Source organism: Alcanivorax sediminis, assembly GCF_009601165.1.
GTDB lineage: Bacteria > Pseudomonadota > Gammaproteobacteria > Pseudomonadales > Alcanivoracaceae > Alcanivorax > Alcanivorax sediminis.
The window spans coordinates 1,069,841-1,094,226 of record NZ_WIRE01000001.1; the positions used below are offsets into that span (position 1 = coordinate 1,069,841).

17 protein-coding genes are annotated in these 24,386 nt (G+C 57.0%); 13 read left to right on the forward strand and 4 right to left on the reverse strand.

What is annotated here, in order from left to right:
• Positions 1 to 67: 67 nt before the first annotated feature.
• On the reverse strand, positions 68 to 2,527 hold the full coding sequence (locus GFN93_RS04775) for a right-handed parallel beta-helix repeat-containing protein (RefSeq protein ID WP_153499364.1): 2,460 nt from the start codon (positions 2,525 to 2,527) through the stop codon (positions 68 to 70).
• 224 nt (positions 2,528 to 2,751) lie between these two features.
• On the opposite strand from GFN93_RS04775, the gene GFN93_RS04780 reads away from it, so the two are divergent.
• The 4 genes from GFN93_RS04780 to GFN93_RS04795 all read left to right on the forward strand — a co-directional run bounded on the left by GFN93_RS04780 (position 2,752) and on the right by GFN93_RS04795 (position 7,204).
• On the forward strand, positions 2,752 to 3,375 hold the full coding sequence (locus tag GFN93_RS04780; protein ID WP_153499366.1) for a TIGR02466 family protein: 624 nt from the start codon (positions 2,752 to 2,754) through the stop codon (positions 3,373 to 3,375).
• Positions 3,376 to 3,683: 308 nt separating this feature from the next.
• Positions 3,684 to 5,372, forward strand: coding sequence for a hypothetical protein (locus tag GFN93_RS04785; protein WP_153499368.1), 1,689 nt, complete (start codon positions 3,684 to 3,686; stop codon positions 5,370 to 5,372).
• A 187-nt stretch (positions 5,373 to 5,559) separates the two neighbouring features.
• Entirely contained in the window at positions 5,560 to 6,708 is a 1,149-nt protein-coding gene (locus GFN93_RS04790) for a zinc-binding dehydrogenase (RefSeq protein ID WP_153499370.1), read from the forward strand.
• A 100-nt stretch (positions 6,709 to 6,808) separates the two neighbouring features.
• Complete coding sequence (locus GFN93_RS04795) at positions 6,809 to 7,204, forward strand: GFA family protein (protein ID WP_153499372.1); 396 nt, start codon at positions 6,809 to 6,811, stop codon at positions 7,202 to 7,204.
• 81 nt (positions 7,205 to 7,285) lie between these two features.
• Here GFN93_RS04795 and GFN93_RS04800 read toward each other — a convergent pair whose 3' ends face one another.
• A complete protein-coding gene (locus tag GFN93_RS04800) occupies positions 7,286 to 7,786 on the reverse strand; it encodes a DUF2938 domain-containing protein (protein WP_153499373.1) in 501 nt (166 codons plus the stop codon).
• Positions 7,787 to 7,849: 63 nt separating this feature from the next.
• On the opposite strand from GFN93_RS04800, the gene GFN93_RS04805 reads away from it, so the two are divergent.
• Together GFN93_RS04805 and GFN93_RS04810 are read left to right on the forward strand one after the other, a co-directional pair.
• Positions 7,850 to 8,260, forward strand: coding sequence for a helix-turn-helix domain-containing protein (locus GFN93_RS04805; RefSeq protein WP_153499375.1), 411 nt, complete (start codon positions 7,850 to 7,852; stop codon positions 8,258 to 8,260).
• Between the two features lie 77 nt (positions 8,261 to 8,337).
• On the forward strand, positions 8,338 to 8,850 hold the full coding sequence (locus GFN93_RS04810) for a DUF1993 domain-containing protein (RefSeq protein ID WP_153499376.1): 513 nt from the start codon (positions 8,338 to 8,340) through the stop codon (positions 8,848 to 8,850).
• Between the two features lie 42 nt (positions 8,851 to 8,892).
• On the opposite strand, the gene GFN93_RS04815 is transcribed toward GFN93_RS04810, so the two are convergent.
• Positions 8,893 to 9,255 carry a DUF6164 family protein gene (locus GFN93_RS04815; protein WP_153499378.1) on the reverse strand — a complete coding sequence of 121 codons (363 nt, stop codon included), beginning with the start codon at positions 9,253 to 9,255 and terminating at the stop codon, positions 8,893 to 8,895.
• 364 nt (positions 9,256 to 9,619) lie between these two features.
• On the opposite strand from GFN93_RS04815, the gene GFN93_RS04820 reads away from it, so the two are divergent.
• Positions 9,620 to 11,755 carry an ATP-binding protein gene (locus GFN93_RS04820; protein ID WP_153499380.1) on the forward strand — a complete coding sequence of 712 codons (2,136 nt, stop codon included), beginning with the start codon at positions 9,620 to 9,622 and terminating at the stop codon, positions 11,753 to 11,755.
• A gap of 45 nt (positions 11,756 to 11,800) precedes the next feature.
• Here the strand turns inward: GFN93_RS04820 and GFN93_RS04825 are convergent, their stop codons facing one another.
• On the reverse strand, positions 11,801 to 13,171 hold the full coding sequence (locus GFN93_RS04825) for a dicarboxylate/amino acid:cation symporter (protein ID WP_153499381.1): 1,371 nt from the start codon (positions 13,169 to 13,171) through the stop codon (positions 11,801 to 11,803).
• A gap of 210 nt (positions 13,172 to 13,381) precedes the next feature.
• Between GFN93_RS04825 and GFN93_RS04830 the strand changes: the two genes are divergently transcribed.
• The 6 genes from GFN93_RS04830 (at position 13,382) to GFN93_RS04855 (ending at position 24,140) form a co-directional block, all read left to right on the forward strand.
• Positions 13,382 to 13,738 carry a DUF3817 domain-containing protein gene (locus tag GFN93_RS04830; RefSeq protein WP_235901665.1) on the forward strand — a complete coding sequence of 119 codons (357 nt, stop codon included), beginning with the start codon at positions 13,382 to 13,384 and terminating at the stop codon, positions 13,736 to 13,738.
• A 156-nt stretch (positions 13,739 to 13,894) separates the two neighbouring features.
• On the forward strand, positions 13,895 to 14,884 hold the full coding sequence (locus tag GFN93_RS04835) for a DUF6901 family protein (RefSeq protein WP_153499383.1): 990 nt from the start codon (positions 13,895 to 13,897) through the stop codon (positions 14,882 to 14,884).
• 44 nt (positions 14,885 to 14,928) lie between these two features.
• Positions 14,929 to 15,294, forward strand: a complete 366-nt coding sequence (locus tag GFN93_RS04840) for a SpoIIAA family protein (RefSeq protein WP_153499385.1) — start codon at positions 14,929 to 14,931, stop codon at positions 15,292 to 15,294.
• A gap of 48 nt (positions 15,295 to 15,342) precedes the next feature.
• A complete protein-coding gene (locus GFN93_RS04845; RefSeq protein WP_153499387.1) occupies positions 15,343 to 17,238 on the forward strand; it encodes a sensor histidine kinase in 1,896 nt (631 codons plus the stop codon).
• Entirely contained in the window at positions 17,220 to 17,909 is a 690-nt protein-coding gene (locus tag GFN93_RS04850; protein WP_153499389.1) for a response regulator transcription factor, read from the forward strand. Before GFN93_RS04845 ends, GFN93_RS04850 begins: the two co-directional genes overlap by 19 nt.
• Before the next feature lie 288 nt (positions 17,910 to 18,197).
• Complete coding sequence (locus GFN93_RS04855; RefSeq protein WP_153499391.1) at positions 18,198 to 24,140, forward strand: Ig-like domain-containing protein; 5,943 nt, start codon at positions 18,198 to 18,200, stop codon at positions 24,138 to 24,140.
• Positions 24,141 to 24,386 lie beyond the last annotated feature (246 nt).

Below are 24,386 nucleotides of genomic sequence, written 5' to 3' on the forward strand. Positions count from 1 at the left end.
TGAAGCATAAAAAAACCGCCATCATGGCGGTTTTTTTATGTTCGTACTAATGGGCTGGCTTGCTATGTCAGGACCTTTTGCGACGCAAACCAAGCACGCCTAGCAGTGATAGCCACAGCCAGGCAGCGGAACCGCCGCCGCTGCTTCCACCACGGCTCCCGCTGCTGTTGCCTGGGGTTTTGGCGGTTTCCGTAATCACAGCTTTGCCGGTAAAGACACCGTTCATGACCGGGGTACCACTGTCGGACACAACAACCGTGATCAAGAAGGTGCCTGTGGCGATGGGGGTGCCGCTGATGATGCCGGTTTCAAGATCGGCGGTCAGGCCCGGCGGCAGTCCTTCCACCATGGAGAGCCTCAGGTTGTCACCGTCTGCGTCGCTGATCAGGTCATAGAGCGCGATATCGGGGATGGGAACATTGACCACGCCGGAGATTTCATCGCCGATATCGATGGCCAACTGCGGAGGCGTGTTGGTGTTGTATTCCACTGCACCGATGTCGGATTCGGCATCGGTGTTGGCTGCGCCGCGCTGGTCTCGGTCGTTATCCGGTCTTTCCCCGGTGGCAGCAAGCACCACCGTGTTGCTGCTATTGTCCAGGGGCGCATGGGTGAGGGTATAGCCGCCGTTGTCGGCCAGTGCTGCGAGTCCGGGGTCAACCTCTGATGTGTTGGTGGTGTTGTCCAACGACGTGGATGTCAGAGCAACACCGTTCTGGATAATGTTGTTGCTGCCTTCCAGATTCAGTGTATCCAGGCTGTCAGAAAAATAGGCACTGCCGCCAACGAGAATGTCGTCACTGTTGCTGGATGCCAGTGCCGAGAAGCTCAGGCTCATGCCTTCGGTGCCGCTCTCATAACTGGCTGGCGCGTGTATCTGAACGGCATTGGCTCCCTCGCCGTGATTATTCACGAAGGTGGAGTGACTGACGTTGCTGTTAACAAAGGGGCCAATGATGATGCCTGCCCGCGCGTTGGTGGCGGTATTGTTCGAAAAGGTGGAGTTTTCTATGTTAACCACGTTGTCGATCGAGGTTGAATAAGGGCTGTAGCGGTCAAAAATAATGGCTGCCATGCTGCCCCCCTGATTATTGTCAAAGGTGCTACCGGTGACGTTTAGCTCGGTATCCACTTTTGTGGGGGCAAAACGAATGGCAGCACCGGCGCTGCCACTGTTGCCGGAGAACTTGCTGTCCTCGATTTCAATGAAGGCGCCGTTACCCGCATCAAAAATTTCGAACGCTCCCGACGTATATTGGCTGCCCTCTCCGCTGTTGTTGAGAACGCGAGAGCGGTAAAAGCCCAGGTTGCCTCCAGATGCATTCAGGAAGGCGCCGGCAGACTCTTTCGCACTGTTTTCACTTATTTCGGTGCCAAAAAAAGTAATTGCCGCTGCCGACAAACTGGCGCCGCCACCATAACCGGATGCGGTGTTACCCGAGATGAGTGAATCAGCAAAGAAAGCGCTGCCGCCGGTGGCCTCAATGCCGCCCCCTTCGTACTCGCCCAGATTGTCCGGGTCGGCGGCATTGTTGGTGATTTGACTGTCAATGATGGCAAAACTGCTTTGGCTTGATTGAATGCCCCCGCCTCGGCTGGCGGAGGTGTTCTGGCTCACGGTAGAACCGCTAAGCTCCATGGTGCTGTCATTTTCAAGGCTGATGGCGCCACCGCTGCCCATGCTGGCGGAGTTCTTGTTCAGCGTACTATTGATGATAGTCAAGTTGCTGAGGTTGGCACTGATGGCACCGCCATTCTGACCGGTGACGGTATTGTTGCTGAAGGTGGAGCCGGTAATGGACGCCTCGCTGACATTACTCAGCTTGATCGCGCCAGCACTGTAGCCGGAATTGTTATCAAAGTGGCTGTTTTCCACCACCAGGTCAGTGCCGCTCACCAGGATGGATTGACTGTCCGTGCTGTTGTCCGTGAACTGGGTGTTACGCACTGTCAGGCCATTGGTGCCCTGGTTTTGATAGATGATAGCGCTGTCGCTGAGTATGGTGATGTTATGCAGCTTGCTGTTTTCAATAGTCAGGTCTGCACCTTCAGTGAGATAGATAAGATCGGGAAAGGACGTGCTGCTGTCCCTGATGGTGACGTTATCAAGCGTCACATTCGTACCGGCGTCGGCGTACAGGATCCCATTGTCGGCATTGGTGATGGTGAGCGCGGAGAGCGACAAGCTGTTGGCAAGGTTGGTGCCGAACAGAGTTCCCTCTGCAGCACCTTCGCCGGCGTCAATGATCAAGCTGTCCTGGCCTGGTCCGATGATGCTGAGATCCTCCTTGGTTCTGGGAAGATATCCGCTGTTCATGTGGATGGTGCCGGTTACCGAAAAGGTGATGGTGTCAGCGCCGGGGTTGTTATTGGCTGCAATAATCTGGGCAGACAGGCTTCCTTCGCTCATCGCGCTGGCATCAAGGTTGGTAACGATAAACTCGTCGGCGTGGGCTGCGCTGACCGTGAAGCTGATCGCAGCGGCCAGCGCTGTGCGTGAAAATGACGGTGGCAGGAGTGCGTTCACAATGTGATCCCCTTTATGGTTATACGGATTCCTGCGGTCATCCCCCACAAGAGCGCTTGAGTCGCTGGCATGGCAGCGACCTTCGTCGACGCTAGCAAAGTTGCTTTGCCTGCTCCATGAATCCACGCGAAATTCATACTAATGAGGGAGGGGAGAGGCATGACCAGATGTTTTAATCCCCTGAAGCGGTTTTGACCAGCCGTGTTATCTGACTGGAGAAAAGCATGGGAAGTACTTCCGGTGATCCATCGTCAATTCGGGGGCGGTGGCATTTCGGTATACCGATTTACGACAAGCATCTGCCGGCATTTTCCGATCATCAGGCTGCGCTGATCGCGTATCTGCATCGTCTCCGTGAGGCGGATCAGGGCAGTGTCAGGAGTAATCAGGGTGGCTGGCATTCCCGCGATGATCTGCATCTCAAGGAAGAACCGTTGCTCAATGGCGTTATGGTCAGCCTGTTGCAGGTGGCCAGTGCCTGTATCAAGGATTTTGAAGGGGCGCGAGAGTTCAAGGATATCCGCATGGTGGCTGCGTGGGCCAACATGAATGAGAAAGGGGATTGGAATGCCCCCCATGAACACCTGCCTTGCACCTGGTCTGGCGTGTTTTATGTGGATGCGGGGGATGGTAAGAGGGATAACAAGCGTGACCTGGGTGGGCAGATCCTGTTTTTTGATCCAATGCCCATGGGGAAGGAATGGAAACGACCTCCCAATGTGTCGTACCAGCCAGTGACAGGCACCCTGTTACTGTTCCCCTCGTTCCTGACGCATATGGTGGCTCCCTACAAGGGTGAGCGCCCCCGGATTTCCATTGCGTTCAATCTGGTAGTGGATCGTCTCTAGCGGTACATGCGCGTAACGATGGATATGTGAGGTGATTCCGAACCATTTTCATTTTGGGAACGATTGTTCTTTTTTGTTGAAAAACCGGTGATGCTGCTGCCTTTGTAAGAGATGGCTTACAGGAACAATGGTCATATCGCGATAGAGTGTCATGTGATGCGGGGGCAGGGGCGTGTTGTTGGCGTGATATCAGTGTGTCACGGTTTTCTTTCCTCCCCGGCGTTCGGGTAAAAATGGAACGATTGTTCCGATTGGGATGTGTGGAGAATAGAGATGAAAATAACGAAGACTGTATTACACGGATTGCGATGGGGAGTATTGGGGGGGGGCTGGCCAGTCTGGCGGCGGCGCCCGCCATGGCGGGGGAAGGCCCGAGTGGCATCGACCGTGCTCTGTACTTTGATGCCGATATTCGTGATGCCGAGTTCTGTGAGTTGAGCATTGATTCAACCGGGCGGGTGGATTTCGGCAAAAACGTGACCAACCCATCAATGACCTGTCCGGATGCGTTCTCCTGGTATCTTTTCACCGAGGTGGTGAAAGATGAGTTCTGGATTCGCTGGGCTGATGAGGTGCAGAACTGGCCTAAGGAACCGTGGCCGCTGTGTACCAGCGCGGGTGGCAATTGCTGTGACCCGGCGTCGACGACCAACGATCGTGATCACTGCCCCTATTTCCCGGCTACAGGGATGGCGGATGCCCTGAAAAATGCGGCACCGCTGTTGGGTAGCGACGGCAATGAAAAAAGTGCCCGCAATCAACGCAAGATGGTTTCCCGGTTTTTTGAGGAAAATGCGGAGCTGGTCCGTGCCGGTGCACCACGAGGAAAAGGCGTGGCGCCTGCTGTCGTGAAGAGCAGCGTGGACGCCTTGCCGCAGTGCTCTGCCTCGCAGATCAAGTCGATCCTGCCGGAGGATCCGCAAAGCATTGGCCGTGTGTTGCGCCAGACCAACAGTGAGATCACCATCCGTAATGCCCCGTTCCACGACTATCTGTTCCAGAACGACCTTTACAATACGGAAGGGCTCAAGAACACCTATAACAATAATGCGGGTAATCAGAGCGCCAATGCGCCGTTCCATCAGGGTAATCAATCCGCGTTCCAGGGTGGTACCGGGAACCTGTACCGGGTGGACCTGCCGCCGGACGCCATCATGATCAAGAGCAACTGGGTGAGCGCCACCCTGGTAGAGGCGATCCAGCGTCGTTACCCGAAAGAGACGGTGCAGTTCGGTACGGCGGAGGATTATATCCGGCACCCGTTCATGACCCAGATCACCACTGCAAATGGCGATAAATGCAAACTGCAGGACAGTCACTATCTGATGTCCTTCCATGTGTCGTCCAAGGATATCCCGCAGTGGGTGTGGGCTACTTTCGAGCACAAGAACAACCCGGGCCGTTGTGACTACACCGGCTGTAACGACAGCTTTGGTTTTCTGGCCCAGCAGCCGGACGGCACCGCGACCAATTTTATTGCGCCGCACCAGCGTTCAGACCAGTTGGCCCAATCCAGCACGGTGCTTGAGAACGACCTGCAATATGCCCCCGGCGCGGTCAGCAAGGGCCTGAAAACCTTGTTGCGCGCTCAGGGGGTGGCCACCGGGCAGCTGTCCGGGGTGTTTGCCAATTCCGGCGATGTGGCTTGGGCCAACTATCGTCTGAAAGGCTCCCAGGTGGATTTCACGGATCACCAGGGGCGCCCGACGCATCTGGGGAACTCTATTACCGAAGCCGGCTTCATGACTCGCTCCAGCTGTGTGGGGTGCCATGCACGTGCGGGCGCGGCAGTCATGGGAGAGGGTGACAAGGCGACGGTGAATACTATACCGCTGGGCGTCTTTGAGGCCGAGCTGAGTGAGTTCGGTTACCAGCAGTCTCATCATGGTGTGCCAGTGCATGCCTGGTACTACCAGGACAACCCGTCTTTCGATCTGCAGGTGCTGCAGACGGACTTTATCTGGGGCTTCCTGAATGCCCAGCCTCTGGCGCAATAAGCGTTACATAGCCTGATCAGGAAACCGCCGCAATGGCGGTTTCTTGCTTTATGTGCCAATGAAACAGGGACCTGAGAGACTCAACGTGATTTTCGGGTTCGATAATTGGCTCCTCACGACCTGTTATTGCGCAAGTGGATGGTGAGACTAGTGTCTGAACCCCGGTAGCGTTTGCAGAGGAAAGAACATGAAAGCAGTGGTCTGTCATCACGGTGAGTTTGAGGTTCAGGATGTGGCCGAGCCGGAACCCGGCAAGGGGCAGATTCTGCTGAATGTGTTGCGTTGCGGGATTTGCGGCTCAGACCTGCATGCACGTCATCATGCGGATGAGCTGGCTGAAGCCACCGAGCGTGTCGGCTACCCGCACATGATGCGCAGCCATGAGCATGTGGTGCTGGGCCATGAGTTTGTGGGCGAGATTGCCGACTATGGCCCGAGGACGCATCGTCGCTGGAAGGCTGGCCGACGCATCGTGGCCATGCCCATGCGACGCAACAACGGGGTGGCGCATCTGACCGGGCTGTCCACCCAGGCACCGGGTGCTTATGCCGAGCGGGTGTTGGTGGAAGAGTCGCTGGCGTTCCCGGTGACCAACGGGATTTCCGATGATCATGCCGCACTGACCGAGCCCATGGCGGTATCGCTGCATGCGGTGAATCGCTCCGGCGTGAGCCGTCGTGATACTGCCATTGTGATTGGGTGCGGCCCGATTGGCCTGGGCGTGATTGCCATGCTCAAGGCCAAGGGCGTGAAGCACATTGTTGCCAGCGACTATTCCCCGACCCGGCGCAAGTTGGCCAAGGCCATGGGGGCCCATGTAGTGGTGGATCCTTCCCAGGGCAGTCCATACGATGGCCTGGAGAAACGCGGCTTTGTGGTGAATGCCCCCCAGCTGTTTGATATGGCGCTGGATGGCATGGCGATGCTGCGGATGACGCCTCTGCCCTGGGAACCGCTGTGGCGTGCAGCAGAGGTGGCCGGTGTGACCAATCCGAAGCGGCCGGTCATTTTTGAATGTGTGGGCGTGCCCGGGGTGATCGACAGCATCATTGAAGCGGCACCACTCCGCTCCTGCATTGTGGTGGCTGGGGTCTGCATGAAGCAGGATCATTTCTTCCCGGTGAATGCCATCAACAAGGAAATCGATCTGCGCTTTGCGCTGGGCTACATGCCCATCGAATTCCGCGATGCGCTACACATGATTGCTGAAGGCAAGGTCAATGTGGATCCGCTGATTACCGGCACGGTGGGGCTGTCGGGTGTGGACGAGGCCTTTACCGCCCTGGGAAACCCTGAGCAGCATGCCAAGATCCTGATCGACCCGAGCAAGGCTTGATCACAGGCGCGCCTCGGCGTTTGGCGTCTTTGCTGTACTGTCCATATGTGCAGTATTCGTGATAGGCTTTCCTGACTCTCTTATCCAAAAAAGGTGTGACATGATTCAGGGAAGTTGTTGTTGTGGGGCGGTGCAGTTTGAGCTGTCGGAAGCGCCGGGCATGTTGGGGATGTGTCATTGCAGCCGCTGTCGCAAGGTGGGAGCCAGTGCACTGGCTTTTGTGAAGAAGGAACATTTCCGGCTTCTGGAAGGCAATGAAAAGATCACTACCTTCAAGGCGGTACCGCCCTATAAATATGATCGTAACTTCTGTTCGGTGTGTGGCACGTCTCTAGGTGAAGTGCTGTCGGACATGGCGTCATTTCCGATCAATGCCCATTGTCTGGATGGCGATATCGAGATGACCATGGCTTTTCATGAATTTGTCGCCGAGAAGCCATGCTGGTATGTGATTGGGGATGATGCCAAGCAGTTCAGTGAGCATCCCCACGAGTAGTCTCCCTGCAGTGGTGTCAGCTGCTCACTCCGTGGTGAGTCGCTGACACCGCAAGCCCGCCAGTGGCGAGGCTCGCATCCTTTACCACTGGACTGTGACGTTGAGGAGCAGGCCGCCAAGGTACAAGCCAAGTCCAAACACAAGATGGGTTGTGACACTCTGCATCCTGGCGCGGTTGGGGTGAGGGGCGTTCGCCGCAGCCACGCCCATCCCCATGCCGGGCTGCATCAACAGGAAAGGCGCAGCCACGGTGACCAGGCCGATGGTCAGTGCTGGGCCGAGGGTTGGTTGGGATGCCCATGCGGTACCCGCAAATGCCAGTAACAGCATCGCGTATGCAATGCCGGTCAGATAGTGTGCCAGCCACCCCGTGATCCGCTCTCCTTTCTGTGCAGGTGAGCTGCTGATGGCGATATGTCGGAACTGCCCGTGACGCATGTGTAACAGCCACCGGCCGACCATGTCGTAATTGGGGCTCGTACCGAATACCGCAGGACGAAGCCATCCCCAGATATCCATGACTGCCGTGGCGACGATGCCAATCAGAAGTGCATCGAATACAAAGAAACTGAGTGGGTGCATGTCGAACTCCATTGGTGAACCCATGCTATGCTGCAACCTCAAGTCAGCTTGAGGTCAAGCCCGATGCTGGATATTTCAGAAGTGGTGCAGCGAACCGGCGTGCCTGCGTCTACCTTGCGCTATTACGAAGAAAAGGGATTGATTGCGTCCACGGGCCGGCGTGGGCTTAAACGCGTATTTGCACCACAGGTGCTGGACCAGTTGGCGCTGATCGCGCTGGGGCAGGCGGGGGGCTTTCGCCTGGAAGAAATCGGTCAGATGTTCGCGGCGGACGGGAAACTGCACATTGATCGTGGTGCGTTGCTTGCCAAGGCGGATGCGCTGGATGACCGGATTCGCAAGCTGACGGCCATGCGTGACGAGCTGCGGCACGTGGCCCATTGCGCTGCGCCCAGTCATCTGGAATGTCCGACGTTCCGCCGCCGGATGCAGGTGGCCTCGTCACGCGTTCGGGTTGAGAAGCGTCGTCGCTAAAGCTGATACAAGAAGCTGCTGTGGCCTTGTGCACGATGGCGCTATGCTGGGGCTCGATTTGCTAACGGGAGAGCATTATGAGCATGGAAAGCATGGCAGACATCAAGGAGCTGTTTACCGTCAGGTTGACAGTGCTGGAGCACATTCTGTCAGTGGGGGAGCAGCACTTCCCTGATATGGATTCTCTTCTGGGGATGCGGCTGGCTGAGGACATGTTGCCGTTGGGCACCCAGATCGCCTTTGCCTGCAACCAGCCTCGCGGGTTTTCCCAGTGGTGCGCGGGGGAGCCGGTAGATAATCTCACCGGCGAGGTAAGCTCCCTTGCCCAGGCCCGGGAACATATTGCCGATACCAAAGCGCGGGTAGCCGCCATTGAAGCCGGTGAGGGTCAGCTGGAAGAAACCAAGCGTATTGGTTTGGGGCCAGGACGCTACTGCGAATTGACAGGGCATCAGTATGTACGGGACTACCTGATCCCCAACCTCTATTTCCACATTACCACCACCTACGCGATCCTGCGCATGAAAGGGGCGCCTCTCGGCAAGGCTGATTTCATGTGCTACCTGGCGCCGTATGTGCGTCAGGAATGAGCCCTTACGGGAGCTCGCTTTGTCGAAAGGGTTTGCGCTGCGTTAGCCCAGGGTGAGAAAGGGAACCAGGGTAACCAGCAGTAATCCGGTGACGGCAATGAGCACGCCCAAAGCCCGTAGGGGCTGCTCGCGCAGTCGTTGTGCCAGTGTGGTAGCGGTCCCCTCGCGCCGGGCCTGGGCATAGCGCTCTCTTTGCTGGCGGCTGCGCTCCTGCTGATAACGCTCGAGCAAGGCCTTGGCCCTGTCCTTGTCATCGGGATGACTCAGCCAGATACCGCCGAACGAAATCCCCCAGAGGCTGGGTTCTGTCTCATAAAAGGGAATGCGGTGTTCTTCCAGCAGGGCACGCACCTCTTCGGCTTCGTCGTCGGGTACCTGTCGTAGATTGAGAAGAAGGGTGGTCATGGTGTTCCGCTGGCGGTGAGGTAATGATGGATGATGTCAGTATGGCATGATTGATGCGCGACAACATGGAACTGTTTGGCGTATTGAAACCGTGGCAAGAGTGCCCAATTACTATGCCGGACAAGGCGTAGTTGTGGGGTGAGGATCATGGGGCTATAGAAAATGATTCTAAGCCACGGTTTTTTGTCTCTTTTTTTCATAAAGAAAAAATAGCCTCAGCAAATCATGCAGTTAATTGGCGTGAAGGTTTCGTGGTGGAGCCGCTTGCTCACGCCGTCGCCCTTGGCCTGCGCCGTGATATAGCGCACATTACAAGTGGGCCTTTCATAGGCATGACCCAATTTCTCCCAAGGAAGGGGAGGTTATGAACACGCTATCGCTGGACTCTGTCACGCATTCTCTGGGCGTCAGCTATGAGCGCATGGTAGAGATGGCCGATGAGGGCATATGGGCACTGGATCACATGGCCAGGATCCAGTTTGTGAACCCTCGTCTGGCAACCATGCTCGGTTATTCCCAGGAGGAGCTGTGCGGGCATTCTGCCCTGGATTTTCTCGATCCGCGTGAATCCCGCGCGCTGGCCCATATCAAGCTGACCAACCGCAAGCGAGAGAACGACGAACACCAGGAACTTCGCCTGAGTCGCAAGGATGGCAGGCAGTTATTGGTTAAAGTGGGAAGCACACCGCTTTTTGACAAGGGCGGTAACTACACCGGGTCGCTGGGGGTCCTGACGGACATGACCCGCCGTGCCCAGATTGAAGTGCGGGAGGCCTCCCGTTCTCGTGCCTTATACCTGATTGCCACGGGCGCCGATATCTATGCGATTCTGGATGCGATTGTGCTGGGCGTGGAAGCCCAGCATCCGGAGTCGATCTGCAGCATTCTGTTGCTGGATGAGAGCGGTGACCATGTGCTTCTTGGCTCCGCGCCGCACCTGCCTTCCTTTTATAACAATGCTATTGACGGTGCGCCGATTGGACCACGGGCCGGATCTTGCGGTACTGCGGCCTATACGGGAAAGCGTGTCATTGTAGAAAACATTCGCACCGACCCCTTGTGGGATGACTATCGGCCTCTGGCGATTCAAGCCGGGTTGGGAGCCTGTTGGTCTGAGCCTATTCGGGATAGTCATGGCAAGGTGCTGGGAACCTTCGCCATTTATCACCGTGATGCGCATCGGCCTGATGATGACGATATTGAAACCATTTCGGCGTCTGCCAGCCTGGCGGCAATCGCACTGGAGCGAAACCGCGACCAGAAAAGTGTGCTCGAACTGAATGTGGATCTGGAAAAAAAGGTCCGTTTGCGCACATTGGAGCTGAATCGGGAGAAGGAAAGAGCGGAGGCGGCCAGTCGTGCCAAGAGTGAGTTTGTATCCAACATCAGTCATGAAATCCGCACGCCCATGCACAGCATCCAGGGGTTGCTGGAGCTGGTGGGAAGTACACGACTGGATGATCAACAGAAGGACTATCTCGGCAAGATTGATCTGGCTGTGCATCATCTGCTCGGGATCATCAACAGCGTGCTGGATTTTTCTCGTATAGAAACAGGAAAGTTTCAACTCGATCGGCAGCATTACTCCCTTCGTTCGGTGCTGAATAATGTGGAAAGCCAGCTGGCAAACAGTGCAACCAGCAAGGGGCTCAGCCTGGTGTTCCAGGTGGCGGAGGAGGTGCCGGATAATTTGTTCGGTGATCCGCTGCGCTTGGGGCAGGTGCTGATCAATTACATCGGTAATGCGATCAAGTTCAGCCACCAAGGTGAGATTCGTGTGACGACCAAACTGGTTAGCCGTGATGGGCGTACCTGCAAGTTGCGTTTCCTGGTCCGAGACCATGGCATCGGGATTTCTCAGGACGTGCAGAAACAACTGTTCCAGCCATTCGAGCAGGCAGACAGCTCTACCACCCGTGAGTATGGGGGTACTGGCCTGGGGCTGGCGATCTGTCGAAAAATTGTTGAAGAGACCGGTGGCCAGGTTGGAGTGGAGAGTGAGCCCGGTAAAGGTAGCGAGTTCTGGTTTACCACCCGCATGGGGATCACCGATGGCAAAACCCCGGTGCAGAAAGATCAGCTGGATGATGACGAAGTTGCCCGGCTCCAGGGGCGCCATGTGCTGTTGGTAGAAGACAACGAAGTTAATCAGATGGTCGCGAAGGAGTTGCTGTCACGGGTGGGTGTGGACGTGGCTGTGGCGAGTAACGGCAAGCAGGCCCTCAAGCTATTGGCGGAGCAGCGATTCGATGCGGTGTTGATGGATGTGCAAATGCCGATCATGGATGGTTATGAAGCGACACGGCAGATACGTGATAACCCAGAGCTGCGCCACAATGTGGTTATCGCCATGACCGCCAATGCCGGCAGGGAAGACAAGCAGGCCGCGTTTTCGGCCGGTGTGGATGACTTTGTCAGCAAGCCAATTCGGGCTCTGCGACTGTATCAGGCGCTCCTGAAAAATATGCGAGACGCTAAAGGCGGGAAACCCGAAGGCTGACGTAAAACTCTGCGTCTTGTTTTCTGGAAAAGCGTGTAACCTGTCTCAGGCATCCGGGCCCCGGTGTCCGGAATCCTGAGTCGGCCCTTCCTTGATCCACCCGTCCATCAATTTTGCAGCCACCAGATCGCCTGTGACGTTGATGGCGGTACGACTCATGTCGAGTATCCGGTCCACGCCCATGATCAGTGCGATGCCGGTGGCAGGTACACCAATGGTGGTTAGGGTGGTGGCCAGAATGACGATGCCGACGCCGGGAGTGCCGGGCGAGCCGATGGAGGCGCCAACCGCCATGATGACCACCAGGGCCATACCGCCCATGCCGATATCAATGTTGAACACCTGGGCCAGAAACAAGGCGGCGATGGCCTGATAGAGAGCTGTGCCATTCATGTTGATGGTGGCGCCCAGCGGAATGACAAATTGGGAAATGGCCGGGCGGACCTTCAATTTGTCTTCGGCTGTCTTGATGGAGAGCGGCATCACCGCGGCTGAACTTGAGGTGGAGAAGGCCAGTAGCATCACTTCGCGAACTGAGGCCATGAAATGACCGATGCTGATTTTGCCGAGTACAGCCACCAACACCAGATAACTGATCAGTAGCAGCATCAGTCCCGCCAGTACCGTGGCCACATAGATGGCCATCCCCACGAGAGCGTCGAGTCCGGTCTGGCTGGTGAGTTTGGCCATCAGGCCAAACACGGCCAGAGGAGCCAGTCGCATGGCCCAGCGCACCACGGTCATGCAGACCTGTTGCAGCGACCCCAGGAGCTCGAGCATCGGCCTTGCTTGTTGCTGTGTCATGGAGATCAGCGCCACGCCCACCATCACTGCAAAGATCACAACTTGCAACATCTGTCCTTCGACCATGGATTCCAGAGGGTTCCCCGGCAGGATGCCGAGAAGATGGTCCGGGATAGAAGACAGGGTCGGTTTTTCCAGTGTGGTGACGGCTTCAGGGAGGTTGTCACCGGTGGTGATCTGGCTGGGATCGAGAAACCGGCCAGGCTTGATCAGGTTGGCAATCCACAGGCCGATACCGGCGGCAAACAGGGTGGTGACAACAAAGTAGCCCACCACCAGCAGTCCCATCCGTCGAAGCTGTTCCAGGTTTTCCCCAGCGGCGAGCCCTCGAATGATGGAGGCGAACACCAGCGGGATGACAATCATCTGGATCACGGCCAGGAACAGATGCCCAGGGAAGGCCAGCCAGCTGCCAATCACCGCCCCGGTGTCCGGACTGACCCAGCCTGCCGATGGTCCCAGTGCGATGCCGGTGAGGATGCCGGCGGCCATGGCCACCAGCACCTTTAGCCACAAATGGCTCTGGAGCAATTTGTAGAGGTTGTCGCTCAGCTGCTTGAGTGGCCGGTTGTTCCGGGCAATAACGGGAAACAGTCGTGTTTTTTCTTCCATGGGCGCACCGCTGATAAAACGCTTGCTGGGCCAGATGAGGGCCGGATGACGTGCAGTATATGCCAGTTTGGAAACACGAATATGTTATGGGGGCTGGAGTGAGAAGACGGGCGTAGCCAAAGTAGCGACTGCCGCTCTTGTCTCTACTTTTTTTGCCATCAACACTATGGCACTGTTAATCCATAAGGTTGGCCAGGTAGGGCCATCGTCATGACTAATCCTCGCCGTAGGGATGCCGGACCGAAGGATGCCTCCACTTTGGGGTATGAAATGTTGAATATTTTCCGGGCAGCCAGCGTTGCTGAAGGCCTGTCTTTTCTCGTTATCTTGAGTGTGTCGCTTGGTCTGATCAGTCGCGATTATGTGTTTATGCTTGGCATGACACACGGTGTGTTGTTTCTGATCTATATGGTGCTTTCGCTGTGGGTGAGCAACAGCCGCGACTGGTCGGTGGTGGTATGGTTGCTGATCTTCCTCGCGGCGGTTGTTCCTTTTGCATTTGTCGGCGTGGAAATTTTCTTGCGTCGCGAGGAGCAAAAGTGCGAAGCGCTGGCGGAGCCTGCCTGACGATGAAGAAGTGCTGTGGCACTAACGTCTAAGATTTTAGTATGATGTCCTCTGCAGCAGGGGCGCTTCCCGCATATTGGGCCTGGCGCGCCTGCAAATACTGGTCTTCCACGCGAAGCCATAAAAGAACAGCAATAGCGGGCATCGGCAAGCAAGATGAATTCTGTCGACATTATCTATCGCATCAAGTTGGGGCCTGACAGGCTGGAAACCTTCAATTTCCGGCTGGATGAAGAAACCTTTGACCTGATCGGCGACGACGTTCCCAACCCTCCCCAGTGGACCGAGCTGGAATACAGCCAGTGCGCGCATTGTCCTCTGTCGAAGGAGGAGCACAGTCACTGCCCGTTGGCCTTGCAGATGCACAGCATCGTGGATCGTTTTCATGACACCCGTTCCATTGACGAGGTGGTCGTTGAAGTGGTCACCGAGGAGCGCCGTGTTCGCCAGAAGACGGGGCTTCAGCGGGTAGTAGCATCCATGCTGGATCTGATCTACCCCATCTGTGGTTGTCCCAAGACCGCTTTCATGAAGCCGCTGGCGCGCTTCCATTTACCTCTGTGCTCGGAAGAGGAAACCATCTTCCGGGTTACCGGAATGTACCTGCTGGCGCAGTACTTTCTCAGCCGTACCGCTTCTGGCAAGGGGCGCATCGAGTTTGACGGCCTCACCGATATTTATACTGAACTTCATACCTTGAATACCGCAGTGGCCCGTCGCCTGCAGTCAGCTACCACGTCGGATTCCACCAAGAACGCCATCACCCTGGTAGATATGTACTCCACACTGGTGCCGTTACTGTTGGAGGATGAGCTGGTGGAGATGCGAGGTTTCTTCCTGGCGTATCTACCGGATGGTGAAGAGAAGCCAAAGACCGTGACCAATTATCTGGAAAAGGCCAAGGCGTTCTCTCTTGATCTGGATAACCTCAAGCTGACGCCCACCGAGGAAGAAAAACGTCGCGATGACCTTCCCGACTGGCTCAAGGAAGCGAAGGGAATCATGGGTCCTTATTTGCCCGATGACGTTGACGACAAGAAACCGGTTGTGCCGGGTGAAGCGACAAAACCTGCCGCATTCGTTACCTCCGACGGTCTCAAGCTTGAGCTGACGCCGATGGATGAAGCCAACAAGAATGATGAGTAAGCGCTGATTCCCGGGCTTGCCGCATTGTTTCAGGAGAGAGCCTGATGAGAGTGGAGTACAGTGCGCAAGCTAATGTGGCCAGTGTTTTTCCTGATGGTCCGCTTGGCAAGGCGGACTTTGATGCGGTCGCCGCACAGATCGATCCGGTCATTGAGCGGCATGGTCAGCTCAATGGACTGATTATTGCCTCCGAATCCTTTCCCGGCTGGGAATCTTTCGCAGCCCTCATTCATCATCTTCGATTCGTCCATGATCACCACAGGGCGGTGCGGCGTGTGGCGCTGGTCACCGACTCGGTGCTGGGCACGCTTGCCGAAACCATCGCCCGGCATTTTGTCGCTGCTGAAATTCGCCACTTTGCGTGCGGTGATATGGCCGCCGCAGCGGACTGGGTCGCCGGTGATCAGTGACGTGACATCGCCACCCCATTACCCGACTCCGTTAGCGGTGCCCGCCTGATGCTGGGCGTGCTGTCCCGTCCAGGATTGTTTCGATGGCTGCTGGCGGTGCTGCTGACATGCTGCCTGACGCCGCTTTATGCCGCATCGCAGCCCAGCCATGTGGCGGCCTTGGCCTGGCTTGAGGACCCTGCGGGAAACCTGACGCTGGATGAGGTGCGTGGCCGCGAGCTGACTCCGTTCAGCGGATTGCTGAGTCGAGGCTATACACCGTCCGTTATCTGGGTTCGACTGACCCTGGATCCCGGTTCAGAACGTGCAGATGATGATCTGATTGTCAGGATGCGGCCGTCCTATCTGGATGAAATTCGCCTGTTCGATCCTCTTTATGGGGTCGATGGCAGTAAAGTCAGCGGCGACCGCTACCCTATTGCCAATGACAGTTATCCTTCGCTGTACTTCAACTTTTCCGTGCCGGCCGGTGATCGTTCCCGCGATATCTGGCTGCGCCTACATACCGCCAGTACTGCGCAGATTCATGTGGATGTCCTGGCCAGCAAAGATGCCCTTGCACTCGATCGTACCCATGAATTGATGTTTATGGTGTATCTCGCGGCATTGCTGCTGTTTTTTGGCTGGGGGTTGGTGAGCTGGTTGTCGCATCGGGAAAAAGTGATGGGCGCCTTTGTGATCAAGCAGTTGATTGCGCTGCTTTATTCACTGGCCTACCTCGGCTATTTCCGCATGGTGTGGCCGGATACCCTTTGGACAACACTGACGCCAGACAAGTTTACGAGTTTTCTGGTGCTGAGCATGGTCACGGCGGCCATCTTTTTTGACTATCACTTCCTGAAAGAATTTCGTGCTCATCGCGGGTTGTTGAAGATCATGCAGCTGCTGCTTGGCGTCTATCCGGTACTGTTGCTGCTGCTGTTTTCCGGTCAGATTCGTGAGGCGTTACTGATCAATAACCTGCTGGTGATTTCGTTCCCGGTGTTGAGCGTGGTGACCGCGTTATCTATCCCCGCCGAGCGACAGGGGGCGGCGGAGGAGTCTCTGCTGCCCAAGCGCTATGTGGTGACCTTGTATGTATTGGTGTTGATCAGTGTATCCATGTCCTCGTTGCCCGCTGCAGGCCTGGTCAAAGGGGTGGAGTGGACCTTCAGCGGCTACCTGATGTACAGCCTTTTTACCGGCGCCATGGTGTTGGTCATGCTGCAGATTCGCGCTAATTACATGCGCAGGCAGCGCCTGACATTAGCGGGAGCCCTGCGCACTGCTGAGCAGCGGGCCGAACTGGAAGAAGCTCGCCGACTTGAGCAGGCGCAGTTTTTGGCCATGCTCACCCATGAACTGAAAACGCCTCTGGCCGTGATTCGAATGGTGCTCAGCGCCCCGGAAAAAACGGAGACCATGTTATCCCGGGCGGAGTACGCCATCAGCAGTATGGGCGCGGTGATTGAGCGCTGCCTGCAGGTGGACCGGCTGGAGGATAACCGCATAGAGACAGACCTCAGCGATTGTCGTATTGATCAGGAGTTACGGGAGCTGGTTGAGAATACCGGACGGACTGATCGCATCAGCGTGGGGCCGCTGGAGCCCCTGACAACACGTCTGGACGTGTCACTGTTTCGCATGATTGTGGCCAACCTGCTGGATAACGCACTCAAGTACGGGGATGCATCGTCACCAGTGCATGTGTTGGCAAAAGCGCAGGAGTGGGAGGGTCAAAAGGGCCTCAGGGTGGAAGTCTCCAATCTGGCTGGCAAATCGGGAATGCCGGATGCGGAGCAACTTTTTCAGAAGTACTATCGTGATCCGAAAGCGCGAAAGGAAACCGGATCTGGCCTCGGCCTGTTTTTGGTGGAAGGGTTGGCGCGCCTGATGGAGGGCCGCGTCGAGTACGCGCCAAAAGAAAACAGGGTCAGGTTCAGGTTATGGATACCACTGCGTTGAATATTGTACTGGTGGAAGATCACGACGCTCTGCGGGAAGTCACCACGGATGTGTTGCGACAGTCTGGCCACCATGTGACCGCGCTTGAGTGTGCTGAAGACCTGGACCAGCTGGCCAGCCTGGGCGCGGTGAACCTGTTCATCCTCGATCTGAACCTGCCGGGGGAGGATGGCATCAGCCTGGCCCGGCGTCTGCGTCAGGGGCATCCGAGTGTGGGCATCATCATGACCACTGCCCGTAGCTTGCCGCAGGAGCAGACCGAAGGGTATGCCAGCGGTGCTGATATCTATCTGGTCAAGCCGCTGGCCTCTGATACCTTGCTGGCTGCGGTGGCGTCCATGGCCCGTCGGCTGCAGCCCGCTCCTGCACCCAACGGGTTGACCTTGCTGGAGTCAGAGCTGTGCCTGCGCAGTAATGACGTCAACGTATCACTTCAGGCGGTAGAAGCGAATCTGCTGGTGGCCATGATTCGTGCTCCGGGGCAGCGTCTGGAAACCTGGCAGATTGGCGAGATTCTGGGGACGGATGAGGATGGTCTGAGCAAGTCGGCCATTGAGGTACGCATGACCCGGTTGCGCAAGAAGCTCCGCGATTGCGGTGCCGAATCTCCGGCCATCAAGTCACTGCGTAATGTGGGCTATCAGCTCTGTGTCAGCGTGACCATCAGCTGATTCCGACGCCAATACATTTTTCCTCCTCTGCGTCTCCGGTCTTCACCTTCACTCCGAAGTTACCGCAAGCCCCCAAAACCATTCCTCCCTGTTTTTGTGCCGCCTGTCGGCGGTCAACGTCAGATACTCGCCTTCTGTAAGGCTTTGTAAGGTTTCACATTATTCGTGTGATATAAGTCACACAAAATGGCAAGGCACTGATTAAAAAGCGGTTTTTTGCCGCAAAAAAGGACTGACAACGCTGTCGGCACGCATAAAGACACGGACCGTGTTCCGGGGGAACGACACATGAATACCCATAAACCCGCCCTGACTTCACGCCAGATGACCTGTTCACGGCATGCCGTGCGTTATCGACGCTTGTTGATGGCAACGGGGCTGTTGGTGGCCGCAGATGCTGTCCATGCGGCGGTTACCCCCATCGACCTGACCGGGCCGGTGTCCAGCTGGGACATCATCATGCAGGGGACCGCCTTTGATCCCGGCAACGATCAACAGGCCAGCTCTAACCCCGGTGTGGATATTGTTGGCACCGATCTCGATGCCACCATGCTCACCATCTATGACGACAAGGGGACGCTTGGCGATACCAGTGATGACGAGCTGGCGTTTCGGGTACGCGTGGGTGGCGCCAATTCCCAGGGCGGCTTTGGCGGCAACCTGTGGATCGGTATGGACGTGGATCTGGATGGTGATCTGGATGTGTTCATCGGCATGGACGGGGATGGCAAGACTGGCGCTTCTTTTGATGGCCAGGTGTCGGTCTATGAGGCCGGTAACGATCTGAATAACTCGCCGAGTACCAGCTCTGCGATCAACCCGGTGTGGGTCGCAGACCTGCTTGATAATGGCACCAACTATTCGTTCGATACCGTAGATAACATTACCGACCCATTGCGCAGCACTGATGATATCAACCTGGATGCCAAGACGGACCGTTTTATCAGCTTCAAGGTCAATTGGGATGCCCTGAAGGCAGCGCTGAATGCCAAGCCGCTGACCGACCCCAGCGGTAACCTGATCGGCAGTCTCAACGGTGGGGTGGGTATCACCAAGGACACGTCCATCGCCTACACGTTGTCCACCTCTACCAACAGTAACAATGTGAATGCGGACGTGGGAGGCTACGACAACAAGAACGATGACATGTCCGTCAGCTTTGAAGAGCAAGGTGCGTTTTCACCGCCACTGAGTGTCTCCAACATCTTTCCGGTGATCAACAGTGATGGTGGTGGTGATACTGCCACCATTCATATCTATGAAGGTACCACCGCAGTCACCACCGTGGCGGCGTCCGATGCCAACGGCGATACCGTGATTTACACAATTACCGGTGGAGCGGATGCGGGGCTGTTTTCCATCAATGGCGATCAGCTGTCTTTTATCAGCGCGCCGGTCTTTGGGGCAGACAATGAATACCTGGTGATCGTGACGGCGGACGATCAGCGTGGGGGCGCCGACAGTCAGGCCCTGACGGTGATCGTTGATGAGGTGAGCGGGGATGTGATCGCCCCCACCGTTTCCAGCATCGTGCGCGGTAGCCCGAGCAGTGAACTGACCAATGCCGATAGCGTCACGTTCACGGTGACCTTTGATGAACCCGTCCTGAATGTCAGCGGGGATGACTTTGTTGTCAGTGGCACGGTGGCGGGTGCCAGCGTGTCCGGGGTGGTGGACCTGGGTGGCGGCAGTTACAGCGTGACGGTGGCCGGTATCGCCGCCGCCAACGGTACTCTGGGCCTGGCCTTTGCCCCGACCCAGAACATTACTGACACCAGTGGCAATGCCCTCAGCAATACAGCGCCCACCGGTACCAGCGAAACTTACGCCCTGGATAATCAGGCGCCGACGTTGTCCAGCGCAGAAGTGATCGGCAACACCTTGACGCTGACTTATGACGAAACCCTTGATGGTGGCAGCCTGCCGTCCCTCTCGGACTTCGATGTGCAACTGAATGGCGGAGGCAGTGCGACGGTTTCCTCCGTTGCGGTGAATGGCAATACGGTCGTGTTGACGTTGGCCGCCACAGTGGCCGATACCGACACCGTGACCGTCAGCTACACGGCGGCGGGCGTACCGGTCCAGGATGCGGCGGCTAATCCGGTGGCCAATCTGAGCGGTGCCGCCGTGCTGAACAGCACCAACGATACCCTGGCGCCCACCGTACTCAGCGTGGCGCGATTGAACCCGCTGACAGAACTGACCAACACGGACAGCGTGACTTTCCGTGTCACTTTCAGTGAACAGGTGGACAACGTTACTGCGAACGACTTTTTCGCCTCCGGAACCGCCTCTACCGGCGCCATCATTAGTGCCGTATTCGCCCAGTCGCTCAATACCTTCGATGTGACCGTTGCCGGTATCAGCGATGCCAACGGCAACCTCGCGCTGGGTTTCGCTGGCGGGCAGGACATTGCCGATACCAGCGCCAACCCGTTGGGCAACACCTCCCCCAGTGGTGCCAATGAAAGCTATACCCTGGATAACATCGCCCCCGGCGATGCCCTGGTGACCGCGATCAGTGCCGATACCGGTGCCAGCGCGACCGATGGGGTGACCAGTGATACCACCCTGATGATTTCCGGTAGCGCCGACCCGAACGCCACTGTCGAGGTGTTGCTCAACGGCACCCTGATCGGCAGCGCCATTGCCAATGGCAGTGGTGAGTGGACCCTGGATTACACCGGCACGGTCCTGTCGGAAGGAGCCTACACGCTCAAGGCTCAGGCCTCTGACGCGGCGGGTAACACCGGTACCGTGGCGGCACCCTTCTTCAATCTGCTGGTGGACACCACCGATCCGCAGGCAGCGACCTTTGCCGAGGATGGCGACACCCTGAGTGACAATACGCCCACCCTGACCGGCACCGCTGAACCCAATGTGGCGGTAGTGGTGAGCATTGATGGTCAGCAGTACAGCACCACCGCCGACGGTGCTGGCAACTGGTCTGTCACTGTCACTCACGCCCTGGCAGACAGCAGCTATGCCGTGCTGGTCACCAGTACGGATCTGGCTGGCAATACTTCCGAGAGCAATGGCTCCATCGCTATCGACAGCACCCTGGATTCCGACAATGACGGTATTCCCGATTCGGTGGAAGGTACGGTGGATACCGACAATGACACCATCCCGGATTATCTGGATACCGACAGCGATAACGATGGTATTCCCGACAGCGTGGAAGGCGTGGTCGACACCGATGAAGACAGTGCGCCCAACTATCGCGACACGGACAGCGATGACGATGGCAAGCCGGATGAGGACGAAGGCACCGGTGACGTGGATGGCGACGGCATTGCCAATTACATCGATGCAGATGACAGCGATGGCCCCAATGGTGATCCGGATGGCGATGGCCTGACCAACCAGCAGGAAGAAGATCTCGGTTCCAACGGTAACGAGCAGGACACCGATGGCGATGGCAAGAACGACGGTGACGAAGTCGGCGGTGATACCAGCAACCCGAAAGATTCCGATGGCGATGGCATCCCCGATTATGTGGATCCGGATGATGTGCCCGACGATGGTAACGGCAACGACAGCGACAATGACGGCATCCCGGATGGTGAAGAATGCCCGGATTACTCCGCCGGCTGTCCGGATACCGACGACGATGGTCTGCCGAACTACCTGGACGATGACGACGACAACGACGGCATCCCCACGGCCACAGAAGGAGCCAGCCGTGACACCGATGGCAACGGCACACCCGATTATCTGGATGCAGACGATGACGGTGATGGCCTGCTGACCCGCAACGAAGACGCCAACACCGACATGGATGATGACGCCTCCACCAATCCTGGCCCGGATGCGGACAACGATGGCATTCCTGCCTACCTGGATCCCAATGACGGCATTGCCGGCGTGGGCGACGCGGATGGCGATGGTCTTACCGATGACCAGGAGTGTGGATCACTGCCCTGTCAGGACAGCGACGATGACGGCGTGCCGGATTACATGGATGCAGATGATGACAACGATGGCATCAATACTGCGGATGAAGATGTGAACGGTAACGGCGATCCCCGTGATGACGATACCGACGGAGATGGCACGCCGGACTATCTCGATACCGATGATGATGGTGATGGCATTGAGACCAGTGCAGAGAACGGCGGCAACGATGATGACGGCGACAACATTCCCAATCATCTCGACAAGGACAGCAACAACAGCGGTGGTACCGCCGACAACACTGGTGATTCCGACGGCGATGGCCTGAGCGATGCCGAGGAATGCCCCACCGGTGTTCCCTGTCAGGACAGCGACAACGATGGCACCCCGGACTACATGGACGAGGATGATGACGGCGACGGCATCAGCACCCGTGATGAAGACCTGAACGGCAACGGTGATCCCACCGATGACGACAGCGACAACGATGGCACCCCGGACTACCTCGACAGCGATGACGATGACGACGGTGTAGAAACCCGCAATGAAGGCGGCCCGGAAACCGACACCGATGAAGATGGTATTCCTGACTACCTGGATCCGGATACCGGTGACAGTGATGGCGACGGCCTTGGCGATGGTATCGAGTGTCCCAACGGTGTGCCGTGCCCGGACAGCGATGGCGATGGTTTCAGCGATTTCATCGACCCGGATGATGACAACGATGGCATCAATACTGCTGACGAAGACATCAACGGTAACGGCGATGCCCGTGACGACGATACGGATGGTGATGGCACGCCGGACTACCTGGATACCGACGATGATAACGATGGCGTACCGAGCAAGGATGAGGGAACCGGTGATGATGACGGTGATGGCATCCCCAACTATCTGGATCCGGACAGCGACGATAGCGATGGCAATGACAGTGACAACGACGGTCTGACCGACAATGAAGAGTGTCCTGACTTTGCCGGCGCAGGTTGCCCGGACAGCGATGGTGACGGTATTCCGGATTATCTGGACCCGCTGGCCAGCAAGACAGCCTCTCCGTCTGCAAGCCGTGGCGCCATTGGCACCGGCCTGAACGGTGCCGGCAGCACCCCGCTGGTATCCGTGCTGATGCTGTTGCTGGCGGGTCTGGTACGGGCTCGCAAGAACGGCAGCAAAGTGATGTTGACGCTGCTGTCGCTGCTGCCAGGGATTACCCTGGCCGGAGAAGCTTACCTGGGCGCCGGCGCCGGCCTGTCCTGGTTGCAGCCGGATGCGGATGACGCGGGTTATCACCTGGACGACAAGAATGACCTCAGCTTGCTGGTGCTGGGCGGTTACCAGTGGCATCCCCACTGGGCAGCAGAGGCCCTGTATGTGGATCTGGGCGATGCGGGACTGGAAGCACGGCAGGGTGTCATGCCGGCCACTCTCGATGTGGCCTACCGTTTTGCCGGTGTGTCGGCCATGTACTACCTGAAAGGTCTGGAACCCGGCGAGCAAGGATGGGATTTCTTTGCTCGTTTGGGTGGCGGTGCGCTGGAAGGTAATGCCGGTAGCACCAGGGAGGATGCGGAGCACAGCAGCCAGATCTACTTCGGTGCCGGTGCCGAGCAGCGTTGGAGTAATGGTTGGGCGCTGCGTGCCGAGGCGCAAAGTTTTGACAGCGATGCCAGCCTGGTGTCACTGGCGGTGATCAAGCGCTTTGGCAAAGCCGCACCGCCATCGTCAGAAGAGACGCCTGTTGAAGTGGTGGAAGACGTTGCGGCAGCGGGAGTCACCGCGCCGCTGGATGGCGATGACGATGGTGTCGTGGATGCCGATGATCAGTGTCCTGATTCCGCAGCGGAGACCGCTGTGGATGCTGCTGGCTGTGAACTGAAAGCAGAGCGCGTAGCGACGGACAGTGATGGTGACGGCGTCAGTGACGACAAGGATGCCTGCCCCGGGAGTTCGCCCGGAGAAGTGGTGGATGCATTGGGCTGCAGCAAAAGTTTTGCCTTCGACACCCGTAATATTCTCTTTGCCAGTGGTTCCGCTGCCTTGACCGATCAAGGCAAGCAGGCGGTGGTCAAACTGGCAAAAGCATTGGGTGATAGCCCTGTGGCAATCCAGGTGCTGGCTTATACCGACAGCGTCGGTGCCGCTTCAGCTAACCTGGCCCTGTCCGAAAAACGCGCCGCGACGGTAGTGGAAGAGCTGGTGACGTTAGGTGTAGATCCCATACGACTGACCGCCGTCGGCAAAGGCGAAGCGGATCCGGTAGCGGATAACTCTACCGCAGAAGGGCGCGAAGCCAATCGTCGAGTGGAATTCAAGCTTGGAGAAACGGCGCAGTAAGGCATTTGCCGAAAGGCATCACGATCACGGTGGCCTGCAACCCCAGCAACCACCGTCTTTCCCCCGGCCCTTTATGGGCCGTTTTTTTCGTTTCCTGACAGGCGAAGAACGCATGGGAAAAATGAGAACGGGTGTCTCTACTGTTTAAGGGGGCGGATACTGAAGGAGGGTGTTTCCTGTAGGAGCTATGCTTGCATGGCGATCAGAGCACCCACACGAAATGGAGCACAGAAAATGGAAAGCTCT